Source organism: Peribacillus sp. NPDC096448 (genome assembly GCF_044762675.1).
Taxonomy (GTDB): Bacteria; Bacillota; Bacilli; order Bacillales; family DSM-1321; genus Peribacillus; species Peribacillus frigoritolerans_B.
The window spans coordinates 59,583-77,760 of sequence record NZ_JBIWEU010000003.1 but is presented as its reverse complement, the minus strand read 5'-3'; the positions used below and the strand labels follow the sequence as shown (position 1 = coordinate 77,760).

Annotated in this window: 18 protein-coding genes and 1 riboswitch; of the genes, 11 read left to right on the top strand and 7 right to left on the bottom strand. The window is 41.4% G+C overall.

What is annotated here, in order from left to right; genetic code table 11:
• The first annotated feature begins 140 nt into the window (after positions 1–140).
• The 4 genes from ACIQ0C_RS06520 (at position 141) to ACIQ0C_RS06505 (ending at position 5,130) form a co-directional block, all read left to right on the top strand.
• Entirely contained in the window at positions 141–3,350 is a 3,210-nt protein-coding gene (locus ACIQ0C_RS06520; RefSeq protein WP_403058283.1) for an SNF2 helicase associated domain-containing protein, read from the top strand.
• A gap of 200 nt (positions 3,351–3,550) precedes the next feature.
• Complete coding sequence (locus ACIQ0C_RS06515) at positions 3,551–4,033, top strand: DUF2975 domain-containing protein (protein ID WP_403058280.1); 483 nt, start codon at positions 3,551–3,553, stop codon at positions 4,031–4,033.
• A gap of 10 nt (positions 4,034–4,043) precedes the next feature.
• Positions 4,044–4,265, top strand: coding sequence for a helix-turn-helix domain-containing protein (locus tag ACIQ0C_RS06510; protein ID WP_034309451.1), 222 nt, complete (start codon positions 4,044–4,046; stop codon positions 4,263–4,265).
• Between the two features lie 67 nt (positions 4,266–4,332).
• Positions 4,333–5,130: a DUF817 domain-containing protein gene (locus ACIQ0C_RS06505; protein ID WP_403058277.1), complete on the top strand. Its 798-nt coding sequence runs from the start codon at positions 4,333–4,335 to the stop codon at positions 5,128–5,130.
• Between the two features lie 95 nt (positions 5,131–5,225).
• Here the strand turns inward: ACIQ0C_RS06505 and ACIQ0C_RS06500 are convergent, their stop codons facing one another.
• Positions 5,226–5,540, bottom strand: coding sequence for a DMT family transporter (locus ACIQ0C_RS06500; protein WP_402835450.1), 315 nt, complete (start codon positions 5,538–5,540; stop codon positions 5,226–5,228).
• The gene (locus ACIQ0C_RS06495; protein ID WP_403058274.1) at positions 5,540–5,881 is read right to left on the bottom strand and encodes a DMT family transporter; all 342 of its coding nucleotides are present in this window, start codon (positions 5,879–5,881) and stop codon (positions 5,540–5,542) included. The genes ACIQ0C_RS06500 and ACIQ0C_RS06495 overlap by 1 nt, the downstream gene beginning before the upstream one ends.
• 72 nt (positions 5,882–5,953) lie before the next feature.
• Positions 5,954–6,054, bottom strand: a riboswitch (guanidine-I (ykkC/yxkD leader).
• A 596-nt stretch (positions 6,055–6,650) separates the two neighbouring features.
• Here ACIQ0C_RS06495 and ACIQ0C_RS06490 point away from each other — a divergent pair.
• Entirely contained in the window at positions 6,651–7,427 is a 777-nt protein-coding gene (locus ACIQ0C_RS06490; protein WP_403058271.1) for a sensor histidine kinase, read from the top strand.
• Positions 7,428–7,615: 188 nt separating this feature from the next.
• Here ACIQ0C_RS06490 and ACIQ0C_RS06485 read toward each other — a convergent pair whose 3' ends face one another.
• The gene (locus tag ACIQ0C_RS06485) at positions 7,616–8,587 is read right to left on the bottom strand and encodes a DMT family transporter (RefSeq protein ID WP_403058268.1); all 972 of its coding nucleotides are present in this window, start codon (positions 8,585–8,587) and stop codon (positions 7,616–7,618) included.
• 502 nt (positions 8,588–9,089) lie between these two features.
• On the opposite strand from ACIQ0C_RS06485, the gene ACIQ0C_RS06480 reads away from it, so the two are divergent.
• A complete protein-coding gene (locus ACIQ0C_RS06480) occupies positions 9,090–9,374 on the top strand; it encodes a transition state genes transcriptional regulator AbrB (protein WP_402835444.1) in 285 nt (94 codons plus the stop codon).
• A gap of 60 nt (positions 9,375–9,434) precedes the next feature.
• On the opposite strand, the gene ACIQ0C_RS06475 is transcribed toward ACIQ0C_RS06480, so the two are convergent.
• The 4 genes from ACIQ0C_RS06475 to ACIQ0C_RS06460 all read right to left on the bottom strand — a co-directional run bounded on the left by ACIQ0C_RS06475 (position 9,435) and on the right by ACIQ0C_RS06460 (position 13,961).
• Positions 9,435–9,872 carry a GNAT family N-acetyltransferase gene (locus tag ACIQ0C_RS06475; protein WP_403058265.1) on the bottom strand — a complete coding sequence of 146 codons (438 nt, stop codon included), beginning with the start codon at positions 9,870–9,872 and terminating at the stop codon, positions 9,435–9,437.
• 379 nt (positions 9,873–10,251) lie between these two features.
• Positions 10,252–11,397: a Ger(x)C family spore germination protein gene (locus ACIQ0C_RS06470; protein ID WP_403058262.1), complete on the bottom strand. Its 1,146-nt coding sequence runs from the start codon at positions 11,395–11,397 to the stop codon at positions 10,252–10,254.
• A 4-nt stretch (positions 11,398–11,401) separates the two neighbouring features.
• Positions 11,402–12,886 (bottom strand): spore germination protein, encoded by a 1,485-nt coding sequence (locus tag ACIQ0C_RS06465; RefSeq protein ID WP_403058260.1) that lies wholly within the window; start codon positions 12,884–12,886, stop codon positions 11,402–11,404.
• The gene (locus ACIQ0C_RS06460; protein WP_403058257.1) at positions 12,861–13,961 is read right to left on the bottom strand and encodes an endospore germination permease; all 1,101 of its coding nucleotides are present in this window, start codon (positions 13,959–13,961) and stop codon (positions 12,861–12,863) included. Before ACIQ0C_RS06460 ends, ACIQ0C_RS06465 begins: the two co-directional genes overlap by 26 nt.
• Before the next feature lie 236 nt (positions 13,962–14,197).
• Between ACIQ0C_RS06460 and ACIQ0C_RS06455 the strand changes: the two genes are divergently transcribed.
• The 5 genes from ACIQ0C_RS06455 to ACIQ0C_RS06435 all read left to right on the top strand — a co-directional run bounded on the left by ACIQ0C_RS06455 (position 14,198) and on the right by ACIQ0C_RS06435 (position 17,974).
• Complete coding sequence (locus ACIQ0C_RS06455) at positions 14,198–14,716, top strand: YfiT family bacillithiol transferase (protein WP_403058253.1); 519 nt, start codon at positions 14,198–14,200, stop codon at positions 14,714–14,716.
• 21 nt (positions 14,717–14,737) lie between these two features.
• Positions 14,738–15,250, top strand: coding sequence for a GNAT family N-acetyltransferase (locus ACIQ0C_RS06450; protein WP_403058250.1), 513 nt, complete (start codon positions 14,738–14,740; stop codon positions 15,248–15,250).
• A gap of 23 nt (positions 15,251–15,273) precedes the next feature.
• Positions 15,274–15,756: an SRPBCC family protein gene (locus ACIQ0C_RS06445; protein ID WP_403058247.1), complete on the top strand. Its 483-nt coding sequence runs from the start codon at positions 15,274–15,276 to the stop codon at positions 15,754–15,756.
• Positions 15,757–16,388: 632 nt separating this feature from the next.
• A complete protein-coding gene (locus tag ACIQ0C_RS06440; RefSeq protein ID WP_403058244.1) occupies positions 16,389–17,636 on the top strand; it encodes an MFS transporter in 1,248 nt (415 codons plus the stop codon).
• 140 nt (positions 17,637–17,776) lie between these two features.
• Entirely contained in the window at positions 17,777–17,974 is a 198-nt protein-coding gene (locus ACIQ0C_RS06435) for a hypothetical protein (RefSeq protein WP_403058241.1), read from the top strand.
• Positions 17,975–18,178: the final 204 nt, after the last annotated feature.

The following is an 18,178-nucleotide window of genomic DNA, read 5'->3' as shown; positions in this document are numbered from 1 at the left end:
TGAACTCCGAATGGGGGAGTTTGTCTTTTTGCTTTTTTACAACCCTGTAAACCGATTTCATAGTATGATGATAAAATGAGATATTTTCAGCGGAATGTAAAACCATTCACCAAAAACCCCCCCGGGAGGAGGACGGCAATTTGGATATCAAATTGAATCGAAAAATCATAAAAGACATGTGCGGGGCCGTCTCCTTTAAAAGAGGGGAAGCTTTTCATCGTGCAAATAAAGTGACATTTGAAAGCTATCGTCATGATGGTTGTGAAGCATCGGTTAGAGGCAAGGAAGACTTCCATGTCACGATTGAAGTGGATGCAGTCGGCGGATTTCAGACGAAATGCAGCTGTCCTGCGCTAGCTTCCTTCCATAGGGATTGCCAGCATATTGCAGCCGTCCTGCTGTCGGTTTACGACCATAAGCGAGATGGAACGATTCCTGAAGGGATACATGCAACCGGTCTTGATGCTACAGCCCATAAGGAGTTGTCAGAGGGCTTGCTTACCCTTTTCAACAATCAGCCTGTACGCAAAAGTGGTCATCAGCGCCATTTTGAAAATAGAACGATGCTTGAAGCGGAGTTTACGTGTAAACCAGTATGGATGGGAACGGAACAATATATGTTAGGACTGGAAATGAAAATCGGTTCTTTCAATGTGTCGAATGTCAGGGATTTCCTGAAGCGAGTTAAAGAAGGAAAGCCTGCCCAAGTGTCCCCTTCATTTATATATGACCCGGTGATGCATTGTTTTCAGAATGAAATTGATTTCGTGCTTCAGGAGCTCATTACAGTTATATCGGATGAAAAAGTCTATGTTGACGCCATGACGGATAAATCTGAATATACATTGGACGATCACTTATTACTTTTGCCTCCATCTTCTTTTCGAAGGCTTGTCCCCCTCCTTGAAGCAGCGCCAGTGGTGAAGCTTGCTTATGGCGGCCTCACATTCAATGGCTTCTGTGTATCAAACGGACCGCTTCCTTTACAGTTTGACTTTACCGAAAGCGAGGTCAAAGGTTATCGACTGAATATTAAAAGACTGCACGAGATGATCGTCATGAATGCATACACATTGGTCCTATTTGAGGGGAAATTGGTTCAGCTCGAAAATGGGGATTTCCAACGCCTTTCAGAGTTAAAGCAAATGATGGAGGATTCGGGGATGAATCAAATTCCAATCCATCATGACCAGCTGGAATTATTCCTGGACAAGGTGGTACCAGGCTTGAAAAGACTCGGTGAAGTCCATATAGCAAGATCCATCACCGAATTGTTTTTGAAGACCCCGCTGGTTGCAAAGCTATACTTGGATCGAGTGAAAAACAGGCTGCTTGCTGGGCTGGAATTCCATTATGAAAATATCGTGATCAACCCTTTGGAAAAACAGGAATTCAAGGTTATAAGGGATGTTGAGAAGGAGGCGGAGATACTAAAGCTGATGGAGAATAGCCAGTTTGCCAAGACGGACGGCGGCTATTTCTTGCATAATGAAGAGCTGGAGTATGAGTTTTTGTACCACATTGTCCCGAAACTCCAAAAGTTTGTACAAATCTATGCCACGACCGCTGTAAGAAACCGAATTTTCCGTGGGAATGCTGCACCGCGCATTAAGGTGAAAATAAAAAAAGAGCGTACTAATTGGCTCGAATTCAAATTTGAAATGGATGATATCCCAGATAAACAAATACGTGAGATTTTAGCAGCGCTTGAAGAAAAAAGGAAATACTACCGTTTAAGGAATGGATCGCTGCTTTCCCTTGAAACAAGGGAATACGAGGAAATCAATCGTTTTCTGAATGCACTGCCAGTACAGGAAGTAGACCTGGAAAGCACGCTGAACATGCCAATCGTAAAAGGGCTCCAGCTTCTTGATTCCGTTACTGACAGCCAGACATTCACAATGGAAGAATCATTCCGAAATTTTTTGGATAACATCAGGAATCCGGGGGCCTTGGAGTTCGTGGTGCCAAATAGTCTGGACCCGATCTTGCGCGATTATCAAAAAAACGGCTACAAATGGATGAAAATGCTTGCCCAATACGGTTTTGGCGGGATTCTTGCTGATGATATGGGTCTGGGGAAAACACTGCAAAGCATCACGTTCATTTTATCCGAGCTTCCTGACATCCGTAAGAAAAGGGTTCCGGCGCTTATTGTCTGCCCATCATCATTGACCTACAATTGGCTGAGTGAATTCACTAAATTCGCCCCTGATATACAAGCCGTCGTCGTGGATGGAGACAAGACGGAAAGGTCGAAGCTGCTTAAAGAAGTGAAGGACGTGGATGTAGTGATCACCTCTTATCCATTGCTTCGGAAAGACATCAAGTCGTTTGAAAAAGAGGACTTCCATTCGGTGTTTTTCGATGAGGCACAGGCCTTTAAGAACCCGGTGACACAAACGGCACGAGCGGCTAAGAAGATAAAAGCGGCACATCGCTTCGCGTTGACTGGTACGCCCATCGAGAATTCACTAGAAGAGCTGTGGTCCCTTTTCCACGTCGTATTCCCCGAACTATTCATGGGGTTAAAGGAGTATAGCAACCTCTCAAGGAAGCAGATATCCCGCAGGATCCGTCCATTTTTGCTGCGGAGAATGAAAGAAGACGTACTAGCGGAATTACCGGAAAAAATCGAGTCGCTGGAATCGAAGGAACTGCTTCCCGATCAGAAGAAACTATACGGCGCCTATCTGGCCAAGCTGCGGCATGATACGCTGAAACACCTGGACAAGGACACCCTCCGCAAAAACCGGATCAGGATCCTTGCAGGCTTGACCCGGCTTCGGCAAATATGCTGTCACCCCGCCTTGTTTGTGGACGGATATAAAGGCAGTTCAGCAAAATTTGAACAACTGATGCAAATTGTCGAGGATTCGAAGCATTCTGGAAGACGGGTGCTGATTTTCTCGCAATTTACAAAAATGCTTACAATTATCGGCAGGGATTTGGCCATGAAAGGACAACCCTTTTTCTACCTGGATGGACAAACCCCATCAAAGGAACGTGTGGAAATCTGCAATCGGTTTAATGCAGGAGAACGGGATATATTCCTCATTTCGTTAAAAGCGGGCGGTACGGGTCTCAATCTGACGGGTGCCGATACAGTCATTCTATATGACCTTTGGTGGAATCCGGCAGTTGAAGAACAAGCTGCGGACCGTGCCCATCGAATGGGGCAGAAAAATGAGGTTCAAGTCATCAAACTTATTGCCCGTGGGACAATCGAAGAAAAAATGAATGAACTCCAAGAGAAAAAGAGACATCTTATTGAAGAAATCATCGACCCTGGAGACAAGTCGCCATCTGCACTTACAGAAGAGGATATCAGGGAAATCCTGATGATATAAGGGTTCAGTTCGAAGGTAATAAATTAATGGTTCATGGAGCATTCCTTTGAAGTGAGGGATGCTTTTTTTTATTTTAAAAAAGAATAGGATATTTCGGTAACAATAATAATATAATTAAAAACAACAATGTTTTATTGTAAAACGATAAAACCTGTGTTAAATTAAAATTAAATGGACAATAAATAAGTGAGGTGCTTTTTATGAAACTAGGAACAACACTCTTTTTAAAGATAGCTGTTATTTTTATTGGAATTCCAGTTCTTGCTTTGTGCATCTTCTTGGTGCCTGAGATAGCGAATTTTGTAGCAGAATTATATCCGGATATGGCGTATTTGAAATATCTCGTTTTAATCGATATGTATGCATCGGCGATACCTTTTTACTTTGCTCTATATCAAGCCTTTAAACTTTTAAGCTATATTGACAAGAACAAAGCTTTCTCGGAATTATCTGTAAGAGCTTTAAAGACTATAAAAAATTGTGCAATCACAATAAGTAGCTTGTATGTTGCAGGCATGCCGCTCTTTTATCTCATGGCGGAAATGGACGACGCCCCGGGTATCATATTAATCGGAATGGTCGTTATTTTTGCTTCAATGGTGATAGCAGTCTTTGCTGCTGTTCTTCAAAGGCTTTTACAAGAAGCCATCGATATAAAATCAGAAAATGACTTAATAGTCTGAGGTGAATAACTTGGCAATTATAATCAATATTGATGTGATGCTGGCTAAAAGGAAAATGAGTGTTACAGAACTTTCCGAGAGGGTTGGAATAACGATGGCTAATCTTTCCATATTGAAAAACGGCAAGGCAAAAGCGATTCGATTAACAACTTTGGATGCGATTTGTAAGGCTTTAGAATGTCAACCCGGAGATATTTTAGAATACAGAAATGATGAAGGCACCCAAGATTGAAAAAGAAAGGTTTCATCAAATGGGAGTTACTCATGAATTTAACCAAAAAAAAATGGAGGCAACAATCATGAGAGCACTAAAACAACTCATTCGTTTTGGTTGGGAGCAGGCCCTATCATGCTTGTTTCCTGCCGTTATTTTTGCCTCTTTGGCTTTGACAAAATTCATGCCGCTTCCCTTTTTGCCGCGGTATGACTGGCTGTTCATCATCTGCCTTCTCATGCAGTGGTGGATGCTGCGTTCCGGGCTTGAAACACGGGATGAACTAAAGGTCATCACATTGTTCCACCTTATTGGACTTGCTCTTGAACTTTTCAAGGTACACATGGGCTCCTGGACTTACCCAGAGGAAGGGTATTTCAAGATTTTTGGGGTGCCTCTGTATAGCGGATTCATGTACGCAAGTGTAGCGAGTTACCTTTGCCAGGCGTGGAGGAGGTTAAAGGTTGAACTGGTCAAGTGGCCGCCGTTTTTAGTCGTTGTCCCTCTTGCAGCTGCGATTTACTTGAATTTTTTCACCCACCATTATTGGATTGATGTTCGTTGGTGGTTATCTGGACTTGTCATCATCGTCTTTTGGCGGGCATGGGTCACATACGAAGTTGGTGGAACTCGTTATCGTATGCCAATTGCACTTTCTTTTGTACTCATCGGATTTTTTATATGGATAGCCGAAAATATCGCAACGTTCTTTGGAGCTTGGGAATATCCAAACCAAACCGATGCATGGAGTCTCGTTCATCTAGGAAAGGTAAGCTCATGGCTCTTATTAGTGATTGTCAGCTTTCTTATAGTAGCGACGCTAAAACAGGTTAAGGGGAAAGATTCCGCTGTGATGGATGCTGGTTCAATTTTCATAAAATGATTTCACGCAAGAAAATAAATAAGTGAAGACGACACATTGATGGGATATATCTAAATTGTGCCGTCTTTGTTTTTCTCTATGCTTTTATATCATTCCTATGAAACAAGTTTTAATCCCACTGCTGCGCCAAGGACCATGGCTATAAAAACGACCCTGCGCCAATCTTTGGATTCCCCGTATAAGAGCATCCCGATTATCGCTCCGCCTGATGCGCCGATCCCTGTCCAGATCGCGTAAGCCGTCCCCATCGGCAATGTCTTCATGGCATAAGCAAGAAAAAGGAAACTTGCTCCAAATCCGATGAATAACAGCAGCAAGGATTGCCAATTCCGGTCTTTGTGCAATTTATTTATCATCGCAACCCCAAACATCTCAAATAGCCCCGCAAAGATTAAAGAGACCCAAGCCATCATGATTCATCCCCTTTCTCCGCCTTATCATCCGTCACTAGCTTCAAGCCGATCACCCCTGATAATAAGAGGAGGATCAATAGCGTTTTGCTCAGCTTGAAGGATTCGCCAAACAAAATGATTTCGGAAAAAACGGTCCCGGCTGTACCCATCCCGACAAAAACGGCATATACCGTTCCGACAGGAAGCTTCCTGCCAGCCATTATCATCAAGTAAAAACTGATGATGATCGAAATGACCGTTCCAGACCAAGTCCAATAGTCATCTGCATGTTTTAAGCCAATCACCCAAAATACTTCAAAAAAAGCTGCAATGAATACTTTAATCCAGTTTGTGCTCATGAAATAACGCACCTCCGATTTTATTCTTTACCAAAAAAACAAAAAAAGCCCAAGAGATAACCGTTAAACAGTTTCTCCCAGGCTTTTATCCTTCCGTGACACAGCATGCTGTGAGTTTTCTCTCGGACCAGACCAGTAATAAGACGCACTGCGGAACCCTAGAAAACCTTTGACATATGCAATTACTTTTCATTATACATACTTTTTGAACTTACTCAAGGTAAAAGTTTTGCCAAGTGCCATGCCGATTTTAGCCTCATATCCGGATATGTGCCGGAACGTTTGCAGCTTGGGGGAGTAAACATAACATCAAAAAAATGCACTTCATCTGAATACAGCAGAGCGCAGTGAGTTGCACTGCGTCAATTTTATCGAGGGACATGAACTTAAAACAAGACTTGGTAATCCTTCATGAATTTCATATATGGAATGAAATCATTAGAACGTTTTTTGAGGGTTTGTTAATCTGATCGTTGATTTCCCAGGCACTCACTTTTCGCGGGCGTTCCGCCCTCGGGTCTCGCCTGCGGGGTCTCCCTTGGACACGCTTTTCCCGCAGGAGTCACTATAGGCAAACTGGCTTTTCCTCGAATTTGAATATAGTCCGGAGGGGTTCGGAATGGCCTCTTCCCGAACCATGATTATAAAATAGACTAGGTTATTATTTACGATGCTTATTGTTCCAATTTTAACTTTTGCCGTATGTGCAATAGGATGCTGCTTTGTATTTTCCCGCAACGAAATCAAGTAAGAAAAAAGGGGGAGGCAAATGATCCATTTAACAGCACTATGTATGTTCATAGCGATTGTTTTTCTCTTCCGGCTTTTTTCCATGAAACGAGAAATGAAAAGAATGACGAAACAGCTTCAAGCTTATCGTTATCGATATACAGAAAAGAAATTGGATATTGAATATTTTGATCGGGATATCGAGAAACTGGCGGTGGAAATCAATGGCAATTTTGATTCCATGATGGAGATGAAGGTGGAACAAAAGCGAACGGAAGAGACATTGAAGCAGGCGATTGCCAATATGTCGCATGATTTGCGAACGCCACTAACTTCCATTTTAGGCTATATTCAGCTGTTGGAAGATGAGCACTTAACTTTAGAAGAAAGAGCAGAGTATATTGGAATTGTCAAAAGGCGAACGAAAAGATTACAAGATTTGCTCAATGAATTTTTCGAATTATCTATAGTGGAATCCATGGACTATGAGCTGCAATTTCAAACATTCCATCTTAATCAGAGTATTTGGGAAGTGATCATGAACTACTATGATGCGTTTCATGAGCGACAGTTACAAGTGGATATCGACATGCCTGATGAAGAGATAATGTTATATGCAGATCCATCAGCAGTAATAAGAGTTGTTGAAAATTTAGTGAGTAATGTTCTTAAACATGCAAGTGGTGCGGTAGAGATATCATTAAAGGAAGAATCATCTTCCATTGTCTTTACTATTCGTAACAAAACAGATGTGATGACTGAACAAGATGTTGAGAGAATCTTTGATAGGTTTTATACAGGGGATACAGCAAGCTAAAAAAGGAATGGGACTAGGGTTATCCATTGCAAAAAGTTTAATGAAAAAAATGAATGGTGAGCTTTTTGCCACTCTAAAAAATCATCAATTTATCATGACCTGTCAATGGAAAAAAAGAACGTAATCAAGGTTCTGTTTTCAGATCAAAAAAGCCCCGAAACCTTATCCGGGGCTTTTTGACTTGCTATTTAGGCACTCACTGTCCGTTTCCGGGATGGACCTTCTTTTTTATGTGATACATAGCTATGCAGGATCATTCCCATGATGACGATAAAGATGCCAAACCACGATAACGGAGAAGGAATCGGTAAAGATAGGAATAGTAATTCACCAGCAAGGGCAAAAAGGACTTCCATCGATTGTGTAGCTTCAACTGAAGCTAATTTCTGCATATTTCCGCGTACCAAATCGGTCGCCTTGAAAAAAAGGACCGTGGCGATGACTCCAGAAAATAGTGCCACCAAAAGGGATTGAAAACTCTGCATCTTCGTCGGCGCACCTACTGTAAAGAAACCGTACAAGGAAAGCAAAAACCAGAATGGCAGACTCGCCAAAGTCATTCCCAAAACCCGCTGATAAGCATCCAAACGTCCTTCGGATACTTCCATCATTTTGCGATTTCCCAAAGGGTATGCAAACGAAGCGATGACGATTGGAATAACTCCCAGCCAAAGATTGGCCATTGAAATGTGTTTGGTATGTTCCAGTTGCATCAGGATGATCCCAAGCAGAATGATCATGGACATGAGGAGGCCTTTCACGGAAACCTTTCCTCTTTGCCTTTCGATCCCATCTTTCGTTTGGACATTTTCAAAAAACAGCGGCGCAAGTAAAGCACCTGAAATGATCGTGATTTGCCAAGTGCCCGCGATCAGCCAGCCAGGTGAGTAGGCGGACGTAAAGCATAAAGGAGCATAAAATAACCCAAATCCGACAAAACTCCAAAGCAGCCAAGGACCCGGCTTTTCTCTCATCACTTGTAAAAGGGGACGCAGGTTTTTTCTGCTCAATACGATACACAACAGAAATGGCACCATAAAGATATAACGCAGCGAAGCACTCCAAATCCAACTTCCGCCAGACAACTCCATGGCCTGATTTAATACAAACGTAAATGCAAAAAAGAAAGCAGAACAAATACCTATTATAATCGGACGCAATTGACTCACCTCAATCTGTTTTATGAGTCAGTAAGACTCTGGAAGGATGGCAATCGTTTCGGCTTTCTGAAAAAAATTTCAGATATATCCACTGTTTCAAAAGCGGAATGAATTTTCGGAATATTATAAGCGATCAATTTAAATTGTCCTTCAAAAGCAAAAGAAAATCAACAGGATTCTTTTAGGCTAGTGAAATTCATTCTCCATGATTCGACATGAAATGAAAAGAATGCTTGTTTGAATTGAATGTAGGCGTTTCCATTTTAATATTTAAATTAACAATATGTACCAACTAAATGAGCAAGAAACGTTGTCATGACGCGTGTTATGAAGGAATTACTAATGTTTTATATAAAAATCATATAGAGGCAGATAATATATGAAGATACGAGAATTGACGAATATGGTAGGTAGTGGTATCTTAATAGAAGTGCAAATAATGTCGAATGGTGACGAAATAATTAAATGCAACATTCGCAAGAAAGTTAGTGGGGTAAATTAAATGAAATCTACAGGTATTGTACGTAAAGTTGACGAATTAGGGCGGGTAGTCATTCCAATTGAACTACGCCGAACATTAGGAATTAATGAGAAAGACGCTCTAGAGATTTATGTAGAACAAGAGCGCATCATCCTTCAAAAATATAAACCAAACATGACTTGTCAGGTTACAGGTGAAGTTTCCGATGACAATATGAAACTTGCTGAAGGTAAATTAATACTTAGCCCTGAAGGTGCCGAACTTCTAATTAAAGAAATTCAAGCCAGCATGGCATCTGCTAAATAATTGATATACTAGATAAATAGCATCCAAGTGTAGGGAAGGTTTTCCCTACACTTTTTTTTATTAAATGGTGAAATAATAAAAATGGTTCGTTTCACGGGCGAAACCAATCTTTTCATAAAGTTTCTGTGCTTTTACATTATCCTTGCCTGTCTCCAGTGAAACCCCTTTAGCACCTGTTTCGCGTGCAAAAGCGATGGCCGCATTTAATAACTCCTCACCAAAACCCTTTTTGCGGGCGGACTCCTTCACGAATAAATCATTCAATACCCATGACCGCATCATACTCACAGACGAAAAAGAAGGATATAATTGTACAAAACCAATTGGATTTCCTTCATCAAAGGCCATAAAAACCACAGACTCCCCATTTGTCAGCCTTTCCCTTAAAAACTCCCTTGCACGACCGAGATCAGAGGTTTGCTCATAAAACACTCTGTATAAATCAAAAAGTTCCGTCAGTGATTCCAGCTCATGTAATGTAGCCTTCTGTATGCTCATAAATGGACCCCCAAATGTTAGAATACTCTAAATTTACCATTTAATCATGCAATCCGACAATTCCGGACCACATTTTCCAGCCCCAAAAATCAGGATGGAGCTCAAAAAGGCACCATCCTGGTTTTTTCAACATGTAGAGGGCTATTAAACCTGAGATTAACAGCAACCCCATAAGATAGAAGCGTTTATCCATAGATGCAGCAGCAAACTCACATATATGGCGTTTACTCGTGAGTTTGAAGCAAATACTCGTGAATTTGGGTGATTTACTCGTGAAAATGGAACAAATACTCGTGAATTAAGCCGATTTACTCGTGAATCTAACATTATCAAATAATATTGGGTACTATAAATTCCAAACCAAATCCTCTTTTCTTCATTACTGCAGTGGTTTGGCTTCTAAAGCACCTGTGTTAAGGATATGTACCTTTACATTTATATCATGTATTGAATTCTTATCTAAATAATCCTTAGGCTCTTTTATCTGATTCTTTTGCCAGTATTTTGTTTCTTTGATATAAAGGGTTTTGCCTAGGTTTAAAGGGTCTGCGTTCTTTTGGAGCCCTGTTTTAAACGTTGATAGGATTTCCTTTTTTATTTGGCTTTCGAATTTACGTTTTATTTTCCCGATATCGATTTGGGTATCAAGCCCCAGTATTTTGCCGGATACGTCAATTTCAATATCGAATTTGTACTTGCCATCCTTGAGAACAGGTTTTACTTTATGAGCCGGATGGGAAAAAGAGGCATAGATGTCTTGCTTATTCATGGTGATGTTCACTGGAGTTTTGTTGGTCCTTTTAGTGAACCAGCGTACACCGCTCAGTTCTTTTTCAGAGAACCAGGGCTGGGACACTTTATTGTAAATGGTAAATGCACCATCCATATAGAGGCTTTTTCGTTTTTTATCTTTTTCCTTCCAAACTTTATCGTTCCAGGAAATGGAGGGTAATATGGTTGTGGATGCTTTTTCCTGCTGGGCAGAATAATACCTTTGGACCGTAATGGGTTGGATGAATGATCTAATCCGGTATACATCATCCGGAAAATATAATGTCGTGTATAAAGGTGACAAATTAAAAAAGCCGTTAATGGAGAAAAGCTGTTCCATGGAATTTTTTGTGGCAAAGATATTGGCTGAGTATCTGAGTAATTGGTTTCTGTATATATAATCCACTATTTCTGCGCTTTGCCGGTTCAAAACATTTTCACTGATTACAAATGTGGATACATGCCCTATATAGAGAGACTGTTGAGTATTGCGCATTAGTTTATTAATGGCGATCGAAATGGACCGTCCTTTTTGTTTCCCTACATATACGGGAGGGGCTTGCGTCGGCTTTGCCTCCGTTTTAGCTACCGCAGCGAAGTCTACAAGTTGGGTATAAACTATGTATTCCCCATCTTTGAAATCTATCCCGATGGCCGTTATATAATGAAAGTCCTGGATCGTTTTTTCATCCCAACAGCCTGAAAGAAATAGGATTAAATGTAGGGTCAACCAAATTTTACAGATGCGGAACATGGCCTTACTGCCCCTTTCTGGTCTTATCATTAGCTGCCATGGATCGTTTGCTCATGGAATTCCATGGTACCTTTATGAATGAATACAGGATTTTTGTGATCCTTGGCGGGTTCATTCCGCCAATATATGAAACCCCGAATGAATCAAGTCTGGATAGTAAAGTGACAATGGAAAGGAAACCGATTATCAAGCCGTAGATTCCATAAATGCAGCTTAGTAACAGCACAAACATTCGCAGAACGGTAACGGCACCTGTTAAAGACTGGTTTACAAGTGTATAAGATGCAACTGAGGTTACGGCAGTGACCACAAGCATGGTTTGTGAAGTCAGTCCAGCCCTTATCGCCGCATCACCGACAATTAGGCCTCCTACAACGGCAACTGTCTGCCCAACCGCTTTAGGTAACCTGACCCCGGATTCACGGAATAATTCAAATAAAACGAGCATGAGAATGAATTCCATCGTGGCAGATAAGGGAAGTCCCAGCCTTGAAAGGGTTATGGTGGCTAGTAACGGGAACGGCACCTGTTCAATATTGAAAGCGGAAATGGATATCCAAAACCCCGGCAATAAAACGGTAATGCCAAGCCCCATAAAGCGAAGAAGTCGCTCAAGGCTTACAAATAGATAAGGAAGATTCGAATCTTCTGCGGTTTTTATTTGCAATAGTAAGGTAGAAGGGGCCACGATTATCGTTGGCATGCCGTCCACGATTAGAATGAATCTTCCTTGATTGAGTGCTTCGACTACAAAATCAGGGCGACTCGTATAATGAGTGAGTGGAAATATACTATATTTACTGTTAGTGATCAATTCCTCCAATTGTTGGCTGCTCACCAATATATCTATATCAAGGGAGTTGATTTTCGATCTTACATTTTTAATGAGTTCTTTATTGATGATGTCATCCATGTACATCAGTCCGACTTTCGTTTGACTGCGCCTGCCAACGATAAAGTCTTCATAGGCGAGCGATTTTGTTTTTAGACGCTTTCTGATTAAAGCAGTATTGATGGATATGTCTTCGACAAACCCATCTCTTGGACCTCTTACCGAAACCTCAAAAGAAGACTCCTCGGGCTGCCGGTTCGGCACGTTGGACAATTCTATTGAAAATAACTGTTGGACTGAGGGTATGAATAATAAGGCATACCCAGAGAAAATCAGTTGTTGGACGCTATTGAATTCACTATCTATGGTTACTTTCCTGAGGTCTATCAAGGGTTTTAGCTTGTTGATTGATTCTTCAGCATCGATTCTCTCATCCAACTCCATCATTTTGTTTAACTTTTCCAAAATACCCTCGTTTAGTAAACTGATGTCGGCCATACCCGAGCAATAAAAAATAAGGACAGGAATGGGTCTTTCGGTTTCTCCGATATAAATCGTGTCAAACATGATATCTGAGCTTGAACTGAATAACTCCCGAAATGTCTCCTCCGTTAATTCTGAGAGGGGTGGCTCATTTTTGGATCGTTTCATTCGCATGTTGCTTACCCTCCTTAGATCTGATGAAAGTGCCGATAAACAAAAAGGCGGACAGAAGTAACAGGAAATAAAAAGCGCCAGGATAGTAGAATGTCTGGCTTACATGCAAGAACTTGAAATTACTGAATGGTACGATGGAGATGACGACCATAAGAAAGCCTACAGCGAAAAGAATTCCAAGCTTCATATTATTAGTTTTTCCTTTAAAGACTTCCATTATTAAGAATAACGCCAGTGAAACGCGGATATAGGCACCAGCAAGCCATTGGTAAATGGAAAAGAAGTCTGTATGTTCAATATATTTACCAATTGTCAGCAGACGCCATTGTTCATAGGCGGGGTACCTCATGGCTTCGGCTAAGCTCGGCCCGAATTCGGCGAGTGCTGCTGTTAATGGGCCAAGAAGTAAAAACATTAGTCCGAGGCATAAGAATACTAATACCTTTAGATTGAGCTGATCCGAAAGTTTTTCTTGAAAAAAAACGATTAAAATCAGTTCGGCAAGGCCATAACCAGAATATTGAAGGGTTTTAATGCCATGAAAATAGCCATTCTCGAAAAGGGGAAGGAGGTGGCTGTAGTCTTTTGTCGGTATATTTCCTGTCGCAACGAAAATGCCAAGAATGACGACAATCGGCAATAATACAGAAGAGCAAATGGCTATGGAGCGCATACCCGAATGGGCAAGAAAAATGCATAGCAGCGTAAACGGAATGATAATCGCTAAACTTGGGGTTTCAAAAAGAAAGCTTGTAGTTATCCAATCAATCGTTTCCTTTGTAGTGGCCAAAACAAGGCTGATCAGATAAATCACGATAAAGAATAAAGCGATATTTTTAATGTGTTTTCCAAATCTATTTTCAAGCCAATCCGTCAGGGATTGATTATCCATATTCTTGATTATTCTCGATAATATGTAGACCCAAATCGGTATCAATCCAATATTTAGGATTGAAAAAAACCAAGCATCCCTTCCGCCAGTGGATAGGAGGAAAGGGATCAAAATTACGTGATTAAGAAGGCCGATTGATAAAAAGAAGATGCTAAGGGTTTGTATCGAACTGATTTTCTTCAAGGTGATCCTATCCCCATTTCCATTGTTTAAAGATTGGATTGATGCACATGCCATTCATTTGTTTATGGTTACTAAATGTGGAAATAGTATACGTGCAAATGATGTGGATTAAATTTCCTGCTGGGTAATGATAAGCCAGGAGAGCAAAGCAAAGTATACGGGCAAAAAGGATTTGTCTTAATCGATAAAGAATATATATAGATGCTATTTTTATTGATCATCAGGGGGGAATGAAGATGGATTTAAGATACCCGGTTGGAAAGTTTCAGTTTGACGGGGAAATTACTAGTGGTGTAGCCGAGGGGTGGCTCAACGAGATTGAAGCTTTGCCTCGGATGCTGCGTGAAGCGGTAGGTAACATGGATGATGAAAAGCTTGATACGGCTTATCGGCCTGGAGGATGGACGGTCCGCCAGGTGGTGCATCATGTTGCTGATAGTCATATGAATGCGTATATTCGCTTCAAATTGGCCCTTACGGAAGAAAGTCCTGTCATTAAACCGTACGAGGAGGGGCAATGGGCTGAGCTACCTGATTATGGTTTGCCGATTGAAGTTTCTCTATCACTGCTCGAAAGTATACATATCCGAATGTATAAACTTTTATCGGGCCTTCATGCGGATGACCTAAGCCGAACATTCATCCATCCTGATTCAGGAAAGGTGACTGTTGGTGAAAATATAGGCATTTATGCTTGGCACGGGCGACATCATCTGGCTCATATTACTTCTTTATCAAATCGCCAGGGATGGTGAATATGAAAGGTTGTGATTACTGTGAATGCCGATGTGAAAATCGTACAATTAACATCAATCGAATCCCATCTTAATGAACTTTGCGACCTTTTGGTACAAGTGGTGGATGATGGCGCGTCCATAGGTTTTTTACCTCCCATGAAACAGTCTGAGGCCATTGATTACTGGGGTAGTGCCATAAATCCTGATGTGATTCTGTTTGTCGCTAAATTACAGGGTGAGATAGTCGGGAGCGTGCAGCTGCATTTAAGTTCAAAGCAAAACGGCGGCCATCGTGCGGAAATCGCAAAATTAATGACACATACTGGTTATAGAAGAAACGGCATAGGACGTTCACTCATGCTAGAGGCTGAGAAGAGGGCCAAGCAAGAGGGACGGACATTATTGGTCCTGGATACAAGGGAAGGGGATCCTTCTAACTCCCTGTATACTTCATTGGGATATATTCAGGCAGGCAGGATTCCTGATTATGCGAAATCTGCCAATGGTGAATTCCATCCGACCATTTTTTATTATAAAAATCAGATCGGGTAACGAATTGAATGGGGGGAATCCTAGTGCAAGCTGTAATCGAAAAAGAAGGTAATGGGATAATCGCAAGATTCGATCGCCTGCTCAATCATTCGGTGGAAAAGGTATGGAGTGCATTAACGGAGAATGATAAGCTGGAAAAGTGGATGTCCAACCTGGAAATGAAGGACCTTAGAAAAGACGGGACCATAAAATTCAATTTCAATGATGGGTCAGGGAAATCTTTTGATATGAAGATCAGGGACTTCCAAGAATCTGCCGTTTTAGATTTTGAATGGGGGGACGGCTGGGTTCGTTTCGAAGTATCCCCTGAAAAGGATGGATGCTCATTAGTATTGAAAGAATCCATCACGCCAGTTAATGATCATACAGCAAAAGATTTGGCAGGCTGGCATATTTGCCTTGATATGTTTAGTGATTTACTTGATGGTCATCGTCAGGATTTCCCAATGGATGAATGGGAGAAATGGCATAAGGAATATACGGCCGCCGTCAAACGAATGGATTAAATGGAATATGTGACATTCATCTGGATACATAAGGAAGCGGAAGAACAAAGCCAAAGTGATGCTTTGCCATGAAGGAAGTTTTTTATTGATATTCCAGTTGATACCATGTTAAGATGACTTTAACTTTTAAGAAATGGAGGTTTTCCTTGTGACATTTATCAGACTGCGTTTCCAATCTTTGAACCGTTAATTGAATACGTTCAAGAGCTCTGCATGTCCGCAGGGTAAATGGGAATGGTCTGTCTATTTTTAAGGGAACCTTCATTTTAAGATTTTGTGGGAAAAGGGACGATTTCAACCTCTTTTTTTACTGTCCAGCTGAAGCCGGGGCAACCTTTGTGATCAAAGGTTTTCACGATTCCAGTTGACTTTAAAATAGAAGAATGATTAAGGGGAGAATTACTTTACCTATCCAAGGGGTCATTTTGGATATATGTAAAGTGGTTGATTCTCCATTGTATTGACCAAACCGAAGGCCAGTGGGAGATTAATTTTTTATCGTGAAAATAGTCATCCACTCAGGTTTCTTTAGATAGGTTCTGATCCATTTACTCTAAACACAGGCAGATAGCCTGTGTTTTTTTTTAGGGCATTAAGAAAAAATATTGAAAATAGAATGAGGTGTTTAAGAGATGAAATCATTAAATGAACAAGTAAAGGACAATTGGAAAAAGAATATCACTCTTTTTCTAGGCAGTCAGACGATATCCCTCTTTGGTTCGTCCTTGGTTCAGTATGCCATCATGTGGTATATCACGTTGAATACACAGTCGGGTGTCATGATGACGATATCCATCGTTTGTGGTTTCGTGCCCACCTTTATACTCTCCCCCATCGCGGGGGTATGGGCAGACCGCTATAATCGGAAATTGCTGATCATTCTTTCGGATTCATTGATTGCCATTTCAACGCTGATATTGGCCATCTTGTTTCTAATCGGCTACGATGAGCTTTGGCTGCTTTTCGTCATGTCCGCTGTCCGGGCGATCGGAACTGGAATCCAGACTCCAGCAGTCGGGGCCATTCTTCCGCAACTCGTGCCAGAGGATAAGCTTACGAAGGTGAACGGGACAAATGGAAGCATTCAAGCGCTAGTGATGCTCGTTTCCCCCATGGTGAGCGGCGCGCTGCTCACCATGGCTTCAATCGAAACCATTTTCTTCATTGATGTGATTACAGCTGCAATTTCCATCTTCACATTGCTGGCATTTTTGAAAATTCCAGCACATGCTAAGGCATTACAAAAGCAAACAACCAGCTATTTCACCGATTTGCAAGAAGGATTCAATTATATCAGGAATCACGACTTTCTTAAGAAGTTCTTTATGTTTTTCGCATTTTTCTTCGTGCTTGCCGCACCTGTTGCATTTCTTACACCGCTTCAGGTCACACGTTCTTTCGGGAACGATGTTTGGCGGTTGACTGCGATAGAAATCACCTTTGCCATCGGTATGATGCTAGGCGGGATTTTCATGGCTTCCTGGGGAGGCTTTAAAAACAAGATCCATACGATGACACTTGCAAGCCTTATAATTGGTGCCTGTACTTTCGCACTTGGAATCATCCCCGTTTTTTGGATTTACTTGATCATCATGGGGGTAGTAGGATTGGCGATGCCCATCTTTAATACGCCGTCCACGGTCTTGTTACAGGAGAAGGTCGAGGGTGATCTTCTTGGGAGGGTATTTGGTGTTTTAGGAATGATCTCGACTTCAATGATGCCCCTGGGAATGCTTGTATTCGGCCCGATATCCGACATCATTAAAATAGAATGGCTGCTTATAGGAACTGGTTTATTGCTGTTCATTCAAGGTTTTTTCCTACTGGGCAGTAAAGTGTTGGTCGAAGCCGGAAAACCGATTTCCAAAGATGCTTCCTAGTAATGGTACACGGAACGACATGTCAAGATGAAGGTCATGGAGCCTGAAGGGAATTGGATATTTTTCAGCATGCCCGTTATTTATTCTTGTAGATAGATGATACCATGAAAGTCATCATTTGATTGACTAAGGAGGAAAAGATGGATTTATTGGGGAAACTATTTAATTGGATGGTAGTTATCGGAATGATTCTACTTATAGGACGATTGATTACGATGGCGTTCTTATTTCTGGAAATTCCATTTACGACCTTTTTTAAGGACTACAGTCTCATTTCGATCATCATTTTAATAATAGGTGCAATTGGTCAGCAATTCACCAAGCCTCGTAAAAAGTAAAATGAGTTATCACCTTTCCTTTTCATGAAAAGGATCAGCTTCGAATTAACTAGACCGAGATATTCTAATGTCGGTCTAGTTTTTTATTTAAAAAATGTTCCAGCCGATTTCAGAAATCCGCTCCCTTTCCGCCGGCTGTCTGCCAAGCCGCATCAAAGCAAGCGCCTGCGGTGTCTCGTCCAGCCAGTTTTTCGGCAGGAGTGT